The 18,839-nt window shown below is 56.1% G+C and carries 12 protein-coding genes and 1 tRNA gene; 6 read left to right on the top strand and 7 right to left on the bottom strand.

Annotation, left to right across the window (positions count from 1 at the left end):
* Positions 1-183 precede the first annotated feature (183 nt).
* The gene (locus Q0955_RS11785) at positions 184-2,934 is read left to right on the top strand and encodes a calcium-binding protein (RefSeq protein ID WP_299424483.1); all 2,751 of its coding nucleotides are present in this window, start codon (positions 184-186) and stop codon (positions 2,932-2,934) included.
* 130 nt (positions 2,935-3,064) lie between these two features.
* On the opposite strand, the gene Q0955_RS11780 is transcribed toward Q0955_RS11785, so the two are convergent.
* The 5 genes from Q0955_RS11780 to phaC form a co-directional block, all read right to left on the bottom strand.
* Positions 3,065-3,140 (bottom strand) — tRNA-Val (locus Q0955_RS11780).
* Positions 3,141-3,158: 18 nt separating this feature from the next.
* Positions 3,159-3,596, bottom strand: a complete 438-nt coding sequence (locus tag Q0955_RS11775; RefSeq protein ID WP_299424481.1) for an HU family DNA-binding protein — start codon at positions 3,594-3,596, stop codon at positions 3,159-3,161.
* 157 nt (positions 3,597-3,753) lie between these two features.
* Complete coding sequence (gene phaR / locus Q0955_RS11770) at positions 3,754-4,305, bottom strand: polyhydroxyalkanoate synthesis repressor PhaR (protein WP_299424480.1); 552 nt, start codon at positions 4,303-4,305, stop codon at positions 3,754-3,756.
* 136 nt (positions 4,306-4,441) lie between these two features.
* Positions 4,442-4,888 (bottom strand): phasin family protein, encoded by a 447-nt coding sequence (locus Q0955_RS11765; protein WP_299424478.1) that lies wholly within the window; start codon positions 4,886-4,888, stop codon positions 4,442-4,444.
* Positions 4,889-5,032: 144 nt separating this feature from the next.
* The gene (phaC, locus tag Q0955_RS11760) at positions 5,033-6,826 is read right to left on the bottom strand and encodes a class I poly(R)-hydroxyalkanoic acid synthase (RefSeq protein ID WP_299424477.1); all 1,794 of its coding nucleotides are present in this window, start codon (positions 6,824-6,826) and stop codon (positions 5,033-5,035) included.
* 108 nt (positions 6,827-6,934) lie between these two features.
* Between phaC and phaZ the strand changes: the two genes are divergently transcribed.
* The 4 genes from phaZ to Q0955_RS11740 all read left to right on the top strand — a co-directional run bounded on the left by phaZ (position 6,935) and on the right by Q0955_RS11740 (position 14,375).
* Complete coding sequence (gene phaZ, locus Q0955_RS11755; RefSeq protein WP_299424475.1) at positions 6,935-8,218, top strand: polyhydroxyalkanoate depolymerase; 1,284 nt, start codon at positions 6,935-6,937, stop codon at positions 8,216-8,218.
* A 592-nt stretch (positions 8,219-8,810) separates the two neighbouring features.
* Positions 8,811-12,476 (top strand): vitamin B12-dependent ribonucleotide reductase, encoded by a 3,666-nt coding sequence (locus Q0955_RS11750; RefSeq protein WP_299424474.1) that lies wholly within the window; start codon positions 8,811-8,813, stop codon positions 12,474-12,476.
* Between the two features lie 10 nt (positions 12,477-12,486).
* Positions 12,487-12,684: a hypothetical protein gene (locus Q0955_RS11745; RefSeq protein ID WP_299424473.1), complete on the top strand. Its 198-nt coding sequence runs from the start codon at positions 12,487-12,489 to the stop codon at positions 12,682-12,684.
* A 329-nt stretch (positions 12,685-13,013) separates the two neighbouring features.
* Complete coding sequence (locus tag Q0955_RS11740) at positions 13,014-14,375, top strand: DUF3179 domain-containing (seleno)protein (protein ID WP_299424472.1); 1,362 nt, start codon at positions 13,014-13,016, stop codon at positions 14,373-14,375.
* Here Q0955_RS11740 and Q0955_RS11735 read toward each other — a convergent pair.
* Positions 14,372-15,259 carry a LysR family transcriptional regulator gene (locus Q0955_RS11735; protein WP_299424471.1) on the bottom strand — a complete coding sequence of 296 codons (888 nt, stop codon included), beginning with the start codon at positions 15,257-15,259 and terminating at the stop codon, positions 14,372-14,374. The two genes, Q0955_RS11740 and Q0955_RS11735, sit on opposite strands and share 4 nt — an antisense overlap.
* Positions 15,260-15,356: 97 nt before the next feature.
* Here Q0955_RS11735 and Q0955_RS11730 point away from each other — a divergent pair, with 97 nt between their 5' ends.
* Positions 15,357-16,124 carry an SDR family oxidoreductase gene (locus tag Q0955_RS11730; RefSeq protein WP_299424469.1) on the top strand — a complete coding sequence of 256 codons (768 nt, stop codon included), beginning with the start codon at positions 15,357-15,359 and terminating at the stop codon, positions 16,122-16,124.
* A gap of 61 nt (positions 16,125-16,185) precedes the next feature.
* On the opposite strand, the gene lon is transcribed toward Q0955_RS11730, so the two are convergent.
* On the bottom strand, positions 16,186-18,588 hold the full coding sequence (gene lon, locus Q0955_RS11725) for an endopeptidase La (protein WP_299424467.1): 2,403 nt from the start codon (positions 18,586-18,588) through the stop codon (positions 16,186-16,188).
* Between the last annotated feature and the right edge of the window lie 251 nt (positions 18,589-18,839).

Below are 18,839 nucleotides of genomic sequence, written 5' to 3'. Positions count from 1 at the left end.
GCGCGTTTTTGCCTGCAGAGTTTTTTACCCTTGGCTTGGGCTTAACCGGGCATCCAAACCCAGAGCATCGACCGCAGGCCAGTTTTCTCGCGTCCCCACATTCATCCGCGCAATTCAGCCAAGCAACCTATTGCCGAGCCTCGCGCAATTTCGACCCTATTCTCACAACAAAAGTACACAACAATGCCAGACGATCATTCCAATACCATTATAGGCGCAACTGAAATTAGCCTTGGGACAGATTTTTCGGGTACGCTCGACTACACCTTGGACGCAGATATATTTGCCATCAATCTCATCGCAGGGCAAACCTACAGCTTCAACTTTCAACTCCAGGACGGGGTGCAAAGCTGGCTTGACCTCGACATACTGGATGCGGGCGGCAACAGCATCGTTCCATATGAAGATGTACTTAACACCTCCATGACGTTCCGCGCCACGACGTCTGGGACATACTATGTTGCCGTCAGGCATTACGAAGACGATGATGAAATTTCGTCGTTTTTGGGAGGCTACACAGGACAGGTGCAGGTCATTGAAGACGACCACCCGACCGCCACGACACCGTCCGATGATGTGATCAATCCAGGAGAAACGGTCACAGGTACAATCAATCACTACTTGGACAGAGACGCTGCACGGATCAATGTTGAAGAGTACGGGATCTATCGAGTTGTTTTTGATGAAGTGCCACCGAGTCTTTATCTCGGTGCAGTTTCTGGCAATTCCGCTCAAATCTCAGAGCTCTGGTGGGGTACAGTCGATGCTGGCGAAGAGTACTACTTTATTGCCAACTCGTCAGGCACCTTCGATCTGCGTGTTTTAGGTCAAGAGCTAGGAAACTACTCTTATACCATTGAACGCGCAGGAACCGATGACCACAGCGCACTCCGTTCGCAGGCAACTCAACTTGACAATGAAAGCAGCATTGCAGGAAACATTGCTTTTTATGCAGATGAAGACATCTTCGAAATCAACGGGGTTGCGGGGACAACCTATTTCTTGACCGTTGACCTGAACGACTATGCCACGCTCGATGGCTTGGTGGTTGGATTACGAGAGGCTGATGTCTACGGGTCTCCCGGAACCTATACAAGAACAGAAACCCAGGTCATCTTTGAGTGGACGCCGTCCGTTGACACCTCATATTTCCTGAATGTTGGAACAGACAGTTCTCGAACCAATGGTGTCAATCCACATGGCGACTATACCGTGACCCTGTCAACGGAGTCCGCCTTGCTCCGTCGCGGCGACGACACGGACGAGCTTTTCCTTGGCACGGATGACGCTGAAGTATTCGTCACCCTCGGCGGCAATGATACAGTCCACTCCGGAAAAGGCGCCGACATTGTCCGCCTTGGCGACGGCGATGACGTCGTTTTTGTCGGCGGCGGTGCGGAACAATTCCACGGCGGCGCTGGACACGATCGGATCAGCTACCACGACAGCCTCAACGGTGTGAACATCAACCTGGAAACCAATGAGGTGTCCGGCTCCTGGGCCAGCAATGACACCATCAGCGGCTTTGAAAGCGTCGACGGCTCCAGATCCGGGCACGATGTTATCCACGGCACCAGCGGCGCCAACACCATCCGGACCTTTGGCGGCGACGACCGGGTCTACGCGGGCAAAGGCAATGACACAGTCAACCTCGGGGACGGCAATGATTACGTTCGAGTTGGCGGTGGCGCGGAAGAATTTCACGGTGGCGATGGAAACGACTACCTCAGCTACTACGACAGCCGCAATGGCGTAAACGTCAACCTGGCGACCAATGAAGTCTCAGGCTCATGGGCGGCAAATGACAAGATCAGCGGCTTTGAAAACGTCTCGGGTTCCAAAACCGGCGACGACACAATCACTGGCACGTCCGGCGCCAACAAAATTAAAACCTACGGCGGAGACGACCTCATCTTCGCTGGTGGTGGTAACGACAAAGTTTACGCGGGCAAAGGCAATGACACAGTCAACCTCGGGGACGGCAATGACTACGTACGTGTGGGCGGCGGGCGTGAAGAATTTCACGGCGGCGGTGGCAATGACTACCTCAGTTATTACGACAGCCGCAATGGCGTGAACGTCAACCTAGCGACCAATGAAGTCTCCGGCTCCTGGGCCAGCAACGACACCATCAGCGGTTTCGAAAACGTCTCTGGTTCCAAAACCGGCGACGACACAATCACAGGCACGTCCGGCGCAAACAAGATCAAAACCTACGGCGGAGACGACCTCATCTTCGCCGGAGGCGGCGACGACACTGTCTATGCCGGCAAAGGCAATGACCGCGTCTTCCTCGGCCATGGTGACGACTACGTTGTTGCTGGCGGGGGCGCCGAAAGTTTTGATGGCGGCGCTGGAGATGACATGATCAGCTACCGCAACAGCCGCTCCGGCGTCGTCATTGATTTGCAGGCAAACACCGCTTCTGGATCCTGGGCCGCAAATGACAAGGTCAAGAACTTTGAGAATGTCGTGGGCTCCGACACCGGTCACGACATTATTTTCGGCACCTCCGGTCAAAACATTCTGGACGGGTTCCGCGGAGATGACAGGCTCTATGGCCGCGATGGCGATGATTGGCTTATGGGCCGCGACGGTGACGATCAGCTGTTTGGCGGCGATGGTAGCGACCTCTTGCGAGGTGGCGCTGGCAATAACACACTGACAGGTGGCTCCGGCGCGGATGCTTTCGAGTTTGATAGTGAAGACTACGCCCACGGGGAAGCCAGTCACAGCGTCATCCGGGATTTCGAAGACAATGTGGATACGATCAGAGTGAACTACTCTGATCGCCGTTTTGGACCCGACCTGTTCAACAACGCGCAGCAAGTTGGCAATGATGTTGTCGTCACGGCAACCTCTGATGTGACCCTGACCATTCTGAACATCACGATCGACGCGCTTCAAAACGACGTTGAGTTTTTCTGGATTTAGGCAAATTCGACAGGGGTGCCGCAACTGCTCGGTGCCCTACTCATTTGGCGGCCGGCCACTTCCAACCACTTTCCAAACCCAGAAAAATAAACGGGCGCTCAACCAGTTAAGGGAGCGCCCGTTGGAATAATGGTGGGTCGTGAGAGGCTCGAACTCCCGACATCTTCGGTGTAAACGAAGCGCTCTACCAACTGAGCTAACGACCCGATAAGCGCCTTCTAGACTCACTCCGCAGGCTCTGCAAGGCCCTCTTCGTCACTTTCTTCACCTTCTGTCGATTTCCGGCGCAAACGCAGGTTTACCACCTTTACTTCATCCAGATCTTTGCTGTTTTGCACCTTCACTTTGCCAAGTCCAGGCATATTCAGACCACGCCCAGATGTGAGGGTTTCCCCGAGGATCGCCAGTGCAGCCTCAATGGCCGGCTTGGCATCACGTTTCTTCACGCCAGCCCGGGCAACAGCCGCTTCGATGAGCTCCTTTTTACGCATGAGATCCTGACCATCGTCCACCGCAGTGCCTTCGATGCTCTCAGACACCGCTGCTGGTGCCGCTTCTGCAATTTCTTTTAAGCTGGTGCTGGTTTTGCGGGACGTGGTCGCACGTGCGCGCGTCTTACTGCCGGACGCGCTCTTGCGCGTCGTTGCGGGAGCCTTAGCCATGGCTTTCTACCTCACTGGTCTGCTCAACTGCTTGACCATAGCATGGACAAGCAAAAAAGACAGGCAATTCGGGTATTTGCCACAATATCTGCACCAAAACCAAAAGTGGCGCACCAAATGCGCGCCACTCAAACTGTCTTGGATCTGAACAAAGCTGTCACTTCAACTTGGACAGTTTGTCCTGCAATTCCGCCAGCTGCTTCTTGATGTCGTCGAGGTCTTCCCCCTCACCACCAGCAGCCTCTTCCTTCTCCGCGGCCGGAGCCGCCGCGCCAGGCCAGGCCATGCCCCCCGTCATCGCCTTCATGAAGGCTTCTTGCTGCGCCTGCATTGCTTCCAGACCCGGCATTGTCATGCCAGTCCCCATGCTTTCCATGACCTTTTCCTGGCTGTCACGCAGCATATCAAAAGAGGTTTGCAGAAACTGCGGCACCATTGACGTGGCCTGTGTGGTGTAGGCCCGTACCAAATCGTTGAGCACATTCACGGGCAAAACATTCTCACCCCGGCTCTCATGTTCCGCAATGATTTGAAGCAGGTACTGACGGGTCAAATCATCCCCGCTTTTCAAATCGATGATTTGGACTTCTCGACCGGATCGAATGAAACCGGCAATGTCGTCCAAGGTGACGTAGTCACTGGTCTCTGTGTTGTAGAGCCGCCGGCTGGCGTAGCGTTTGATCAGCAGTGGTTTGGTGTCTTCGCCCACGTCATTCTCCCCAAAAATTTTGCGCGCTGCAGAAAAAGCCTATGCGACTGCAGCACAAAAAGAAAGAGCGGGCATAAAGCCCGCTCACGCAATCTGCATCCTCAGGGAGGATAAGGATGCCGAGTTGCGGCTTTTCTTACTTGGAAGTCGCTTTTTTGGCAGCTGCGGTCACGTCGTTTGTGGCCTTTTTCACAGCAGCAGTTGCTTCTTCAGACGCTTCTTTGCCCGCAGACATCAGCAGCTCAACAGTTTCCATCTGAACTTTTTTGGCAACTTCGGCAAACGCTGCCATGTTTTCAGCAGCAACTTCAGCCTGAGCGGATGCAAAATCGGTCATCGCTTTGGCGTAATCAGCTGGATCTTCCTTGGCTTTGGACATGTCGCCCAGTTTCGCCAGAGTGTCTTTGGTCCACTTGGTGGAGATCTCGGAAGACTTCTCAGCCGCACCCAGAGCAACAGTGGTCAGCTTTTCGTTCAGCGCTGCGGAGTTTTTGAACGCGTCATCAAAAGCAGATGTATCAACCGGGAATGCGCCCAATACGTCTTTGAACATTGCGGTCATGTCCTGTGTCGCTTTAGCCATTGGTGTAGTTCCTTAAACAAATGACAGCCCGTGAAGATGAGGAGTATGGGCTGCGTTTCTAGTCTCTGGAAACAATATGCTTTCTGCGTCGCAGCATTTCAAGAAGTTTTTGCTGCAATGCAGCAAAAACCTTTCACGTAGCTGTTATTTACAGGCTTTTTTCAAGACATAACTGCCCGGAGCCTCACCAAGCGTGGGGTGATTCTCATCTCCAGGCTGTCGGGCGGATACTTTTTTGCCAGACTTGGGCGACAGCCAGCCATCCCAGCGCGGCCACCAGGACCCCTCGTTAAAGGTTGCCCCATGCATCCACTCGTCCGCTGTGCCCTTCACATCGGTATTGGTGTAATGGCCATACTTCTTCTTGCTTGGTGGGTTCACAATCCCGGCAATGTGTCCGGACTGCGATACGATGAAAGTCTTGGACCGACTCTTGGTTTGCTGAAATCCGTTGTAGCAGTCTTTCCACCGCGCGATGTGATCTGTCTCGCAGGTCACGGCGCAGACCGGCACATCAACGTCAGTGATTTTCAAAGTTGTGCCACAGAGCTCGACACCTTCACCGACAAACTTGTTGGCCTGACATAGCTCGCGCAGATACTGATGCGCCATTTTGCCTGGCAAACCGGAGCCATCGCCGTTCCAGTATAACAAATCAAACGCGGGCGGCGCCTCTCCCAAAAAGTAACTCTTGATCGCAGGACCGTAGATCAGATCATTGGACCGCAGGAAACTGAACGTGCGCTGCATGATAAACGAGCGCAGGATGCCAAACTCCTCAACCTCATCATCAATGCCGTCGATAAAGTCATCCTGCAAAAACGGCGTAAACTCGCCTTGGTCAGAGAAATCCGTCAGCGTGGTGAAGAACGTCGCGGACTTTACCGATTTGTCTCCCCGCTGCTTCATCAACGACAACGTCAGATGCAGCGTGGTTCCCGCAATACAATAGCCAACCGCATTCACCTGTTTCTGTTTGGTGATGTCTTTGACCTGAGTAATGGCTTCGAGGAACCCCTCCTCAATATAGTCATCCAGCCCCACGTCCGCGTGAGACAGATCTGGATTGACCCAGCTCACCACAAACACGGTGTAACCCTGCGCCACACACCACCGGATCAGACTGTTCTGCTCTTTGAGGTCCAGAATGTAGTATTTGTTGATCCAGGGTGGAAAGATGATCAACGGGATCTCATGTACAGTCTCGGTGGTTGGCGAAAACTGCAGCAACTCGAACATGCGATTGCGGTACACCACTTTGCCCGGTGCCGTCGCAATATTGCGCCCAATCTCAAAGGCGTCTTCGTCCGCGAGCTTCACCAGAAGCTCACCGTTGTTGGCCTCCAGATCAGAGATCATGTTCTGCAATCCGTCGATCAGCGACTGCCCTTCCGTCTCCACAGCTTTTTCCAACGCATCCGGGTTGGTTCCCAAAAAGTTGGTCGGCGACATCATGTCGACAATCTGACTGGAGAAATATTCGATCCGTTGTTTGTCTTTTGGCGCCAGCCCCTCGAGCTCACCAACAGCGGTTTTGATCGCTTCGGAATTGCGCATGTATTGCTGTTTGAGGAGGTTGAAATAGGGATGAGACTTCCACATTGGGTGAGAGAATCGGCGGTCGGTTGGGGTGTCATCCTGCGGTGCAGAAAACTGCCCCTTAAGCATTAAATTCTGTGCGTCTACGAAAGATTTAACCGACTTCCCCCACAAATCGAGCTGATTTTCGATAACTTTTCCAGGGTTGTCGACCATCGCTTGCCAATAGGCCGTCGCAGCGTTCATAAAAACTTCAGGTTCCGGGGAATTTAGCTCATCTCTCAATGGCTTATGGCGACCAAGAACTTCGGTTAATCGCAGTGACAAAGCTTCAACTTTTGCCAAATTTGCGTTCAGGCGATCCATTTTTTCGCCAGTTTCAGTCTCATTTGTTGTCATATTAACCCATTCGCCCTAATGTCGCTGCTGTGCAGCATTAACCAAGCGCCCCCTCAATATTACTGGGGAAAACACAGGGTGCATACCCCAAACGATAGGACGAAGCACATGCGATACATGGCCACGTATGACCTGATGGAAACGATGCGGAACACCAACCAATGGTTGGGCGCAACCGCCAGCGCCATGGCGTCATACCCGGCATTCGCATTGGTCCCCAACCCCGGTTTGCAGTGGATGGCGGCTTGGGGTGAAGTCACAGAACGGGCCTTCCAGCGCATGATTGTGAAACCGGATTGGGGCATCGACAGCTTCACCTGTGAAGACGGCAAAGACCACATCGTCAACATCAACACCGTGATTGAGCGCCCCTTTGGCGATTTGATCCACTTTGAGGTTTCCGGCCGCAAGCCAATGAAGCGCAAAGTCATGTTGGTGGCGCCGATGTCCGGCCACTATGCCACCCTGCTGCGCTCCACCGTGAAAAGCCTGATTGCCGATTGCGAAGTCTACATCACTGATTGGCATAACGCGCGCGACATCCCCGTGTCCGAAGGCAAGTTTGATGTTGAGGATTACACCCTCTACCTTGTCGATTTTATGAAAGAGCTTGGTCCCGACACCCATGTGATCGCCGTTTGCCAGCCCGCCCCGCTCACTCTGGCCGCCACCGCTTATCTGGCCGAAGAAGATCCCAAGGCGCAGCCGCGCTCCCTCACTTTGATCGGTGGTCCAATTGATCCAAACGCCGCTGCAACCGAGGTCACCGACTTTGGCCACCGCGTCACCATGGGGCAGCTTGAAGAAACCATGATTCAACGTGTGGGCTTCAAATACCCGGGTGTTGGACGCATGGTCTATCCGGGCCTGCTGCAGCTTTCTTCCTTTATGTCGATGAACGGAGAACGTCACTCTAAGGCGTTTAACGACCAGATCATGCGTGTATCCCGGGGCGAAGCCTCCGATCACGACGCGCACAACCGATTCTATGACGAATACCTGGCTGTCATGGACATGACCGCAGAATTCTACCTCTCCACAGTAGAGCGCCTCTTTAAAAACGGCGAAATCGCCAACAACGAATTTGTCGTCGCTGGCCGCAAGGTTGATATTGGCAAAATCACCACCGTGGCTGTGAAAACCGTCGAAGGTGCCAAAGACGACATCACCGCGCCAGGTCAATGCATTGCCGCACTGGATCTTTGCACGGGTCTGCCAGACGACAAAAAGGCCAGCCACGTAGAGCCCGGTGCTGGTCACTACGGCATCTTCGCGGGCAAAAGCTGGCGCAACAACATCCGTCCGCTGGTGTTGGAATTCATCGACGCCAATGCAGAAGCGCCAAACAAGGCAAAACCGCGCAAGGCTGCGAATAAGAACAACGCCGCCTAAACCGACGCTTCAAAAATCTTCCGCACACAATTGGGGCGATCGTTAGACGATTCGCCCCTTTGTTGTATTTGCTGGCCACCGTTGCAAAAGATGCACATCTGTTCACCGCAATATTTTCCACAAAGACACCCCCTCAGGCCTACATATTGTGGATAACTCTGCCGTCTCCCCTCGCCCAAAAGCAGAAACGCCTTTTTTCAAACGTTTAGAGGAATTAACCATTATTAACGGGCTCTAAACGTCCCTGTGGAGGAATCGGAGACCATGCGCGAGTCGCCGCCGACCACTTTCCGTCAACAGGAAAAATCCTGATTTTTAGTAAATAAATCCGTTGACCCTTTAGGGGCCGATACGCCAGTTTGTGGCAGCAGCCGAGAAAACCCACTAGATATTGTGGCGACCGAGGTAGCAGGGACAAACTCTGACATACGCCCATTTGGGTCTATTGCAGCGGCAAATGTTTGACGTTTGCGCACCGGTTTCCCTTTGCCTGCTGGTCCCGCCCAACGTCCAAGGGTTCGCACTGGGTGCGCCATCAATTGCACAGAACGTGCACCACGGGACACTTTTGGCACTGGGGACGACAACAGGCATGAAGATTCAACGACGCTTCACCAAGACCGGACAGGACGCTTACGCAGATCTGGATTTTGTGACCACCGAATCTGAAATCCGCAACCCGGATGGCACCATTGTTTTCCACCTTGATGACGTTGAGGTTCCAGCCAGTTGGTCTCAGGTGGCCTCTGATGTGATCGCCCAGAAATACTTCCGCAAAGCTGGCGTACCTACCAAGCTGCGCAAAGTGCGTGAAAAAGGCGTACCGGAGTTTTTGTGGCGTTCCATTCCTGCCAATGAAGACGTCGCCCTTGGCGGTGAAGTCAGTGCGAAACAGGTGTTTGACCGGCTCGCCGGCGCTTGGACCTATTGGGGCTGGAAAGGCGGCTATTTCTCCACCGAAGAAGACGCCCGCGCCTATTTTGACGAAATGCGTTACATGCTGGCGTCGCAACGCGCCGCACCAAATTCGCCACAATGGTTCAACACCGGCCTGCACTGGGCTTATGGCATCGATGGCCCATCGCAAGGCCACTACTATGTCGACTACAAAAGTGGCAAGCTGACCAAATCCAAATCCGCCTACGAGCATCCGCAGCCGCACGCCTGCTTCATTCAGTCCGTGGCTGATGATCTGGTGGGCGATGGCGGCATCATGGACCTCTGGGTCCGCGAAGCGCGCCTGTTCAAATACGGCTCCGGCACCGGCACCAATTTCTCGTCCCTACGTGCCGACGGCGAATCCCTCTCCGGCGGCGGTAAGTCCTCCGGCCTGATGGGCTTCTTGAAAATTGGCGACCGCGCTGCAGGCGCCATCAAATCCGGCGGCACCACCCGCCGCGCGGCCAAGATGGTGATTGTTGACGCAGATCACCCGGACATCGAAGAATACATCAACTGGAAGGTCAAGGAGGAGCAAAAGGTTGCCTCCATCGTGGCCGGCTCCAAAATGCACGAGCAGAAGCTCAACGGTATCTTTGACGCCATCAAGGCTTGGGATGGTGCCGAGGCAGACGCCTATGATGCCAAAACCAACGATGGTCTGAAATCCGCGATCCGCGACGCCAAAAAGTCGATGATCCCGGAAACTTACATCAAACGCGTGCTGGACTACGCCAAGCAGGGCTACGCCAGCATCGAGTTCCCGACATACGACACCGATTGGGACTCTGAGGCCTACGCCTCTGTATCTGGCCAAAACTCCAACAACTCCATCCGTGTCACTGACGCCTTCCTCAAGGCTGTGGAAAACGATGACGATTGGGAGCTGATCCGCCGCACCGACGGTAAAGTGGCCAAGACCATCAAAGCACGCGACCTGTGGGAAGACGTGGGCCACGCCGCATGGGCCTGTGCCGATCCCGGCATTCAATACCACGACACCGTAAATGCCTGGCACACTTGCCCCGAAGACGGTGAAATCCGCGGTTCCAACCCGTGTTCCGAATATATGTTCCTCGATGACACGGCCTGTAACCTCGCCTCCATGAACCTGCTGTCCTTTCTGAAGGACGGCGTGTTCCAGGCCGAAGACTACATGCACGCCACCCGTCTCTGGACCGTGACGCTGGAAATCTCTGTGACCATGGCGCAGTTCCCGTCAAAGGAAATTGCCCAACGCTCTTACGACTTCCGCACACTTGGCCTTGGCTACGCCAATATCGGCGGCCTGTTGATGAATATGGGCTACGGCTATGACAGCGAAGAAGGCCGTGCCCTTGGTGGCGCTCTCACGGCACTTATGACCGGTGTCTCTTATGCCACTTCCGCCGAAATGGCTGGCGAACTTGGCGCCTTTGACGGCTACGCCCGCAACAGCGAACACATGCTACGCGTCATCCGCAACCACCGCCGTGCCGCGCAGGGGCTGACATCCGGGTATGAAGGTCTGGCCGTCAAACCACTGCCGCTTGACGCTGAAAACTGCCCGGACCAAGTGCTGGTTGAATTGGCCAAATCCGCTTGGGACGAAGCCCTGCAATTGGGCGAGAAAAACGGCTACCGCAACGCGCAGACTTCCGTGATTGCCCCAACCGGCACCATTGGCTTGGTGATGGATTGCGACACCACCGGCATCGAGCCTGACTTTGCGCTGGTGAAGTTCAAAAAGCTCGCAGGCGGCGGCTACTTCAAAATCATCAACCGCTCTGTTCCCGCTGCTCTCGAAGGCCTCGGTTACTCATCGGCGCAGATCGAAGAAATTGTGTCTTACGCGGTTGGCCACGGCACCATCGGCAACGCGCCGGGCATCAATCACACCTCACTGATCGGCCACGGCTTCACCACCAACGAAATCGAGAAAATCGAAGCTGCACTTGGTTCCGCTTTCGACATCCGCTTTGTGTTCAACCAATGGACCCTGGGCGAAGAGTTCTGCACCAATGTTTTGGGCATTCCAACCGAGAAGCTGAACGACCCGGCGTTCGAACTGCTTGGCCACCTCGGCTACACCAAAGCGGACATTGATCTGGCCAACGACCATGTCTGTGGCACCATGACCTTGGAAGGCGCGCCGTTCCTGAAAGAAGAGCACTATCACATCTTTGATTGCGCCAACCCCTGCGGCAAAAAAGGCAAGCGCTACCTGTCAGTAGACAGCCACATCACCATGATGGCCGCCGCGCAGTCCTTCATCTCCGGCGCGATCTCCAAAACGATCAACATGCCAAACGATGCCACCATCGAAGACTGCCAAAACGCCTATGAGCTCAGCTGGTCCCTCGGCATCAAAGCCAACGCGCTCTACCGTGACGGCTCCAAGCTGTCCCAACCGTTGGCCGCCGCTCTGGTCGAAGATGATGACGACGCTGCCGAAGTGCTCGAATCTGGGTCCATGACCGAAAAGGCGCAGGTTCTGGCGGAAAAAATCGTCGAGAAGATTGTCGTCAAAGAAGTGGCCCGTGGCCGCGAGAAAATGCCAGAACGCCGCAAAGGCTACACCCAAAAAGCGGTTGTGGGCGGCCACAAGGTGTACCTGCGCACCGGCGAATACTCTGATGGCGCTCTGGGTGAAATCTTCATCGACATGCACAAGGAAGGCGCTGGCTTCCGTGCGATGATGAACAACTTCGCCATCGCGGTGTCGGTGGGCCTGCAATACGGCGTGCCGCTTGAAGAATTTGTCGACGCCTTCACCTTCACCAAATTTGAGCCCGCGGGCATGGTGCAGGGCAACGACAGCATCAAAAACGCCACCTCGATCCTCGACTACATTTTCCGCGAATTGGCCGTGTCTTACCTCGACCGTACCGACCTTGCGCATATCAAGCCAGAAGGCACCACGTTTGACGATGTTGGACGTGGCGAGGAAGAAGGCGTGTCCAACGTGTCAGAGCTGTCTGACACCGCGGCCTCTCGTTCGCTGGAGGTCCTCAAACAGATCTCCTCCACCGGGTATCTGCGCAAACGCCTGCCCCAGGAACTGGTGGTGCTGAACGGCGGCGGCAACATTTCTGTGGATAACTCGGAAACTGTCAAAAATGTGAGCACTTTGGTGCCGGAAACCGCTGGCGCAGCCGTATCAGACATGGCACCTAGCGCCTCCGTCACAGCGGTTGCAACACCGATGAACGAGCGCGCCAAAGCCAAAATGCAAGGCTACGAGGGAGACCCCTGTGGCGATTGCGGCAACTACACTTTGGTGCGCAACGGCACCTGTATGAAATGTAACACCTGCGGCGCCACTTCGGGCTGTAGCTAAGGAGATGACTGTGACGAAGAGCAGAAGCCTTCCGTCTAAAGACGACCAAAGCCAAACCACCAATGACACGTTGGTGGGCACCATCCGCATCAGCGGTGACTGGGCCCGCAAAGTGCGTGGCGACGCAGACACAAGCGCCCCTGCCCCGCAGGCGGCCAACGACGATTACGCCGAACATCGGATTTTTGCCGCCCGCAAAAGCTCCTGATCGGTGACACCAAGATCCCGGGGGGACCTGGGTAGGGGGCCTCGGCCCCCGACGACATACTCCGCTGCCGTCCCTAAGTTTAGGCAGTGGTGTTCCACGGAGCGGGTGCGCTCGCTCCGACGACATTCAGGCCGCAGGCAAAAAACATCGAGCGGTAATTATAGAGTGAGCCTGAATGGCGAAACTGGGGGGTCTTTTGACCCCCCATTTTTTTTGCCCAGATCCCAAATCTTTCAACCAACTCACTTTCTCCTGATGCAAGTTGATTGGCGTGCACAACCACTCCTCGGCCACAAAGATGCAACCGCCCTTTGCGCCAAGGACCCCTCATGCCTCTCCGCCTCTCTGCCCTGCTCTGCGCCGTCGTTTTTTCTACCGCCCAGCCCGTCATCGCGCAGGTCACCGCCCCCCTCCCCGCCTATGTGATCGACCAGTTTGGCACGCCTCCTACCGTGCCCACAGGTGCACTGTCAGACACCGTCGAAACCGCCGCTGATACCGCATTTGTGCAAAGCATGCAGCAGGGCACCTGGAGCCGTGATCAGTCGCTGGCCCTCGAAGAGATCGCAGCCTCAGGCGACCCGCGCCTCGCCTGGATCATCAGTGATCTCATGCGCTTTGTGACCTCTCCCCAACTGAACCTCGTTCTCTCCGAAGCGGCCGCCACATTGCTGGAGATCGACACGCCAACCGAGAACACCTGGGGCATCGTCACCGATCACCTGATCGCCTGGGACATCCCCGAGCCGCCCGACTACTTGCGTTTCAAACGGGCGATTTTCACCGCCATCGTTCCGGAATGGGACCCGCTGTTTGTGCCCGGCGATATTGACTGGCGGCTGGTTTCCTGGGGCGGCGTGCTGATTGATGACCGCGCCTTTGACACCACCGATGATCCCTGCAACTGCATCCCCGCCGCCGACAACCCAGAAGTCACCGATGCCGCAGGCGCCACGTGGCTCAAGGATGACGACATCGTCTTTGGCGTTGAGGTCAACGACGAATTCCGCGCCTACCCCCGCCAGATCATGGAAGTCCGCGAGATGGTCAACGACACGCTGGGCGGGCGCGACCTTGGCATCCCCTACTGCACGCTCTGCGGCGCAGCCCAGGCCTATTTCACCGATCAATTGCCAGCAGGCGTCGATCGGCCGATCCTGCGCACCTCCGGCCTTCTGAGCCGCTCCAACAAAGTCATGTATGACCTAACCACCTATTCTGTGTTCGACACCTTCCTCGGCCACGCTGTCACCGGTCCCTTGGCCGACAAAGGCATCAAACTCGAGCAAGCTGCCGTCATCACCACCGACTGGGGCACATGGAAAACCGCCCACCCAGAAACCACTGTTCTGGCCGAATACCTCGCCCTTGGACGCAACCCGGATTTCCGCAATGGCCGTGACGCCAACGGCCCAATCTTCCCGGTTGGCGACGTAGATCCGCGCCTGCAGGTGCACGAAGACATCATCGGCATTGTCGCCGCCTCCGGCCAGCCCATCGCCTTCCAGAGATCCAAAGCCCTTGTGGCCCTGCGCAACGGCGAAAACATCGCCTATGAAAACGTCCGTCTCAAACTCGACGCAGGCGGCATCCGCGCGGTCGACGCAAATGGCGCCGACCTCGGCAGCCAACAAGCCTTCTGGTTCGCTTGGTCACAGTTCCACCCGGACACCGCTCTTTGGCCCGGCTAACGCGCTAACGAATCACGCAAAAAATCAATCATCACCCGCGTCTTGCGCGGCAAGTACCGGCGGTTTGGGTAAAGCACCCAAGCCGCCGTTTCAAAATTGCTCACCGTGCCCTGATACTGCGGGCATAGCTCCACCAGTTGCCCCGTTGCCAAATCTTGCGCCACCAGCCAATCTGCCAGCAACGCCACGCCAAGCCCTTGCCTTGCGGCCTCCAATAGCGCCAGAGCATTGGAAAACTTGTGCCGCCCGGTCACGTTGACCTCAAACGCTTCCGAACCCGCTCGAAACCGCCAAACATCCCCAATCCCCGGCAGCGCGTACCGCAAACAGTCATGATCCCGCAGGTCCACTGGCGTCGCCAAACCGCCCGCACGCTCTAAATACGCCGAGCTCGCCACCAGATGATACCGCGTGTCCATCAGCTTACTGGACACCCAATCCCCTTTCGGCGCCGGGGCCAAGCGCACCGCCAGATCAATCCCTTGCTCGACCAAATCCAAGTTAGTGTCACTGCTGATCACCTCAACGGAAATCTCCGGGTACCGCTCTGAAAACGCGGCTAAAACCGGCACAATCTTCTGACAGGCAAAGGCGACCGACGCCGTTAATCGCAGTGTACCTGCCGGTTCCTGCCGCGCTCCAACAGCCGCCTGTGCTGCTGCCCGCATCTCCTCCATCAGCGGAGCCACCCGCTGCAAATACGCTGCGCCTTCCTCGGTTGTGGATAGCTTCCGGGTCGTCCGATGAAACAACCGTACACCCAACTCCGCTTCCAAAGCTGCCAAGCTGCGCGACACCGACGAAGGATCCACATCCAACACCCGCGCCGCCCCGGCAATGCTGCCCTGCGCTCGCACCAACAGCGCCAATTCCAGATCTCGCATGTCCATTCATGCAAATTAAGCACGACTAACCTGTCAATCCAGCCATTTCTCGCAACTCCCCCACGACCTATCCCAAAGGCAACCCAAGGAGACCCCAATGACAAACCTAACTGGAAAAACCGCCATCATCACCGGCGCGAGCCGCGGCATCGGCGCCGCCGCCGCCCGCCACCTCGCCAAACTTGGCGCCAACGTCGTGCTCGCCGCCCGCTCTCAAAGCGCGCTGTCAGAACTGACACAAAGCATCCTCGACGACGGCGGCGCGGCCCGTCTACAGGTCTGCGACGTTGTCGATCCGACCTCGGTAGACGCCCTCGTCAATATGGCCACGGACACCTTCGGAAGCCTCGACATCCTTGTGAATAACGCAGGCCTCATTGATCCCATCACGACCTTGGCCGATAGCGACCCCGCCGCATGGGCCAAGGTCCTCGATGTGAACGTCAAAGGCGTCTACCACGGCCTGCGCTACGCCTTGCCCGTCATGCGGACCCAGGGCACCGGCACCATCATCAACATCTCGTCTGGTGCGGCCAACTCCTTCCTCGAAGGCTGGTCCCACTACTGCGCCTCCAAAGCCGCCGTGGTGCGCCTCACCGGCATCGCCCACAAAGAAAACGTCGACGCGGGCGTAACGGTTGTCGGCCTCAGCCCCGGCACCGTCGCCACCGACATGATGGCCACCATCCGCGCCTCCGGCATCAACCCGGTCAGCCAGCTCTCGCCTGACGCGCACATCCCTGCCGAGTGGGTCGCGCAAGCCATTGCCTACCTCTGTGGTCCCGAAGGCAAAACCTACGCCGGACAGGATTTCTCTCTCAAAACCAACGAAGGCCGCGCTGCATTAGGCCTGCCCCCAGTCTAAACCAAACAAAAAAGGCGCGCCGATCTCTCGACGCGCCTTTAATTTCAAAGCTTTGAAGACCTTAGTGCGCTGTCGCGCCGGCCGCTTCCTCTTTCTTGAGCTTCGCCGCAGCTGCTTCTTCCGCCGCTTCGTCCCACTCAATCGCTTCTGGTTCTTCGGTCAGCGCCAGTTTCAGCACCTCAGAGACGTGCTTCACCGCGATGATCTCCAGACCGTCTTTCACGTTGTCCGGAATATCCGCCAGATCCTTCTCGTTCTCCTGCGGGATCAGAACCGTCTTGATGCCACCACGCAGCGCCGCCAGAAGCTTCTCTTTCAAGCCGCCGATTGGCATCGCGTTGCCGCGCAGGCTCACCTCGCCGGTCATCGCAATATCTTTGCGCACCGGAATGCCGGTCAGCACAGACACAATCGACGTCACCATCGCCAGACCGGCAGATGGGCCATCTTTGGGCGTCGCCCCATCAGGCACGTGTACGTGGATATCGATCTTGTCAAAGACCGTTGGCTTCACACCAATCTGAGGCGAAATCGAACGCACATATGAAGACGCCGCATCAATCGACTCCTTCATGACATCGCCAAGCTTACCGGTGGTCTTCATCCGGCCTTTGCCAGGCAGCTTCAGACCTTCGATATGCAGCAGATCACCGCCGACAGAGGTCCAGGCCAGACCGGTGACAACACCCACCTGGTTCTCGTCCTCAGCCAGCCCATAGCGGAACTTCTTTACACCCAGGAAATCATCCAGATTGTCCGGGGTCACGGAAACAGTCTCGGCCTCGCCTTTGACAATCTTGGTGACTGCCTTCCGGGTCAGTTTTGCCAGCTCGCGTTCTAGGTTCCGCACACCCGCTTCACGGGTATAGGTGCGCACAATCTCTTGCAGCGCTTCATCCGATACTTCGAACTCACCCTTCTTCAAGCCGTGGTTTTTGACCTGCTTGTCGATCAAGTGCTGACGCGCAATCTCACGCTTCTCGTCCTCGGTGTAACCCGCCAGCGAAATGATCTCCATCCGGTCCAGCAGTGGACCCGGCATGTTGTAGGAGTTCGCTGTGGTCAGGAACATCACGTTGGACAGATCGTATTCCACCTCAAGGTAGTGATCCACAAACGTGCCGTTCTGCTCAGGGTCAAGAACCTCAAGCATCGCAGACGCCGGATCACCACGGAAATCCTGACCCATCTTATCGATTTCATCAAGCAAAATCAGAGGGTTGGTGGTTTTCGCCTTCTTCAGCGCCTGAATGATTTTGCCCGGCATGGAGCCGATGTAGGTCCGGCGGTGGCCACGGATTTCGCTTTCGTCACGCACCCCGCCAAGGCTGATACGGATGAACTCCCGACCGGTCGCTTTGGCCACAGACTTACCCAGCGAGGTTTTACCCACACCTGGAGGGCCCACGAGGCACATGATTGGCCCTTTGAGCTTGCTGGAGCGCTGCTGCACCGCAAGGTACTCAACAATGCGCTCTTTGACCTTCTCCAGACCATAGTGATCCGTATCCAGCACCTCTTGCGCCTTGCCCAAATCCTTCTTCACACGGCCACGCTTGCCCCATGGAATGGACAGCATCCAATCCAGGTAGTTGCGCACAACTGTCGCTTCCGCAGACATCGGGCTCATGTTCTTGAGCTTCTTCAGCTCACCCTCAGCCTTCTCTTTGGCCTCTTTGGACAGCTTGGTCTTGCCAATCTTCTCTTCGAGCTCGGCAATTTCGCCTTCGCCCTCTTCCCCGTCGCCAAGCTCTTTCTGAATGGCCTTCATTTGCTCATTCAAATAATACTCGCGCTGGGTCTTCTCCATCTGCGATTTCACGCGCGTCTTGATCTTCTTCTCGACCTTCAGCACGCTCATCTCGCCCTGCATCAGGCCGTAGACCTTCTCCAGACGCTCGCTCACGGACAGGGTTTCCAGAAGCTCCTGCTTCTCGTTCACCTCAATACCCAGATGACCCGCCACAAGATCGGCCAGACGCGCAGGCTCGCTGGCGTCTTCCACCGCGCTCAGCGCTTCTTCAGGGATGTTCTTTTTGACTTTGGAATAGCGCTCAAACTCGTCGCCAACAGAGCGCAGCAGCGCTTCGATGGTGGCAGCGTCACCTGGCATTTCGTCCAGGTGTTCGGCACGGGCCTCAAAGTAGTCGTCGTTTTCAACAAAGTCGGTGATGGTCACGCGGCTCTGACCTTCGACCAGAACTTTTACCGTGCCATCGGGCAGCTTCAAAAGCTGCAGCACATTGGCCAAAACGCCGGTGCGGTAAATGCCGTCAAAATCTGGATCATCCTCAGCAGGATCAACCTGACTGGACAGCAGAATCTGCTTGTCGTCGGCCATCACCTCTTCAAGCGCGCGGACCGATTTTTCCCGGCCGACAAACAGCGGCACAATCATATGTGGGAACACCACAATGTCGCGCAGCGGCAGCACAGGATAAGATGTGTTGAGGGGCTCAGTCATGAGTATTCCTTGTTCTAGCAAAGCGACACTGGTCCCACATGTGGCAACGCTCTGGTCACTTTCCGTTTCCTCGGCTTATTGATTTGGGGTGCCTCGCCCCCGCTTTCAACGGCGTTTTGTTGGTTGGACCACACAATGCCTTTACAGAACGTGAGGAACAAGGCGGGAAACGGCTAAAGAGGCAAAATATTTTGCCTACAGAGAAGGTGTTCCAGGCGTGACGCACGGGCTACTCAACCGAGGCGGACACA

The sequence above is a fragment of the uncultured Shimia sp. genome, from assembly GCF_947493595.1.
Lineage (GTDB): Bacteria > Pseudomonadota > Alphaproteobacteria > Rhodobacterales > Rhodobacteraceae > Shimia.
Note: the sequence above shows the minus strand (reverse complement) of the source record. Positions and strands in the feature narration are given on the sequence as shown.

Coding starts and splice junctions, on each gene's coding strand:
- Q0955_RS11785 (WP_299424483.1), top strand. CDS start 184: ATGCCAGACGATCATTCCAATACCATTATAGGCGCAACTGAAATTAGC.
- Q0955_RS11765 (WP_299424478.1), bottom strand. CDS start 4,888: ATGGCTAAAGCGACACAGGACATGACCGCAATGTTCAAAGACGTATTG.
- Q0955_RS11735 (WP_299424471.1), bottom strand. CDS start 15,259: ATGCGAGATCTGGAATTGGCGCTGTTGGTGCGAGCGCAGGGCAGCATT.
- lon (WP_299424467.1), bottom strand. CDS start 18,588: ATGACTGAGCCCCTCAACACATCTTATCCTGTGCTGCCGCTGCGCGAC.
- Q0955_RS11740 (WP_299424472.1), top strand. CDS start 13,014: ATGCCTCTCCGCCTCTCTGCCCTGCTCTGCGCCGTCGTTTTTTCTACC.
- Q0955_RS11750 (WP_299424474.1), top strand. CDS start 8,811: ATGAAGATTCAACGACGCTTCACCAAGACCGGACAGGACGCTTACGCA.
- Q0955_RS11775 (WP_299424481.1), bottom strand. CDS start 3,596: ATGGCTAAGGCTCCCGCAACGACGCGCAAGAGCGCGTCCGGCAGTAAG.
- phaC (WP_299424477.1), bottom strand. CDS start 6,826: ATGACAACAAATGAGACTGAAACTGGCGAAAAAATGGATCGCCTGAAC.
- Q0955_RS11730 (WP_299424469.1), top strand. CDS start 15,357: ATGACAAACCTAACTGGAAAAACCGCCATCATCACCGGCGCGAGCCGC.
- phaZ (WP_299424475.1), top strand. CDS start 6,935: ATGCGATACATGGCCACGTATGACCTGATGGAAACGATGCGGAACACC.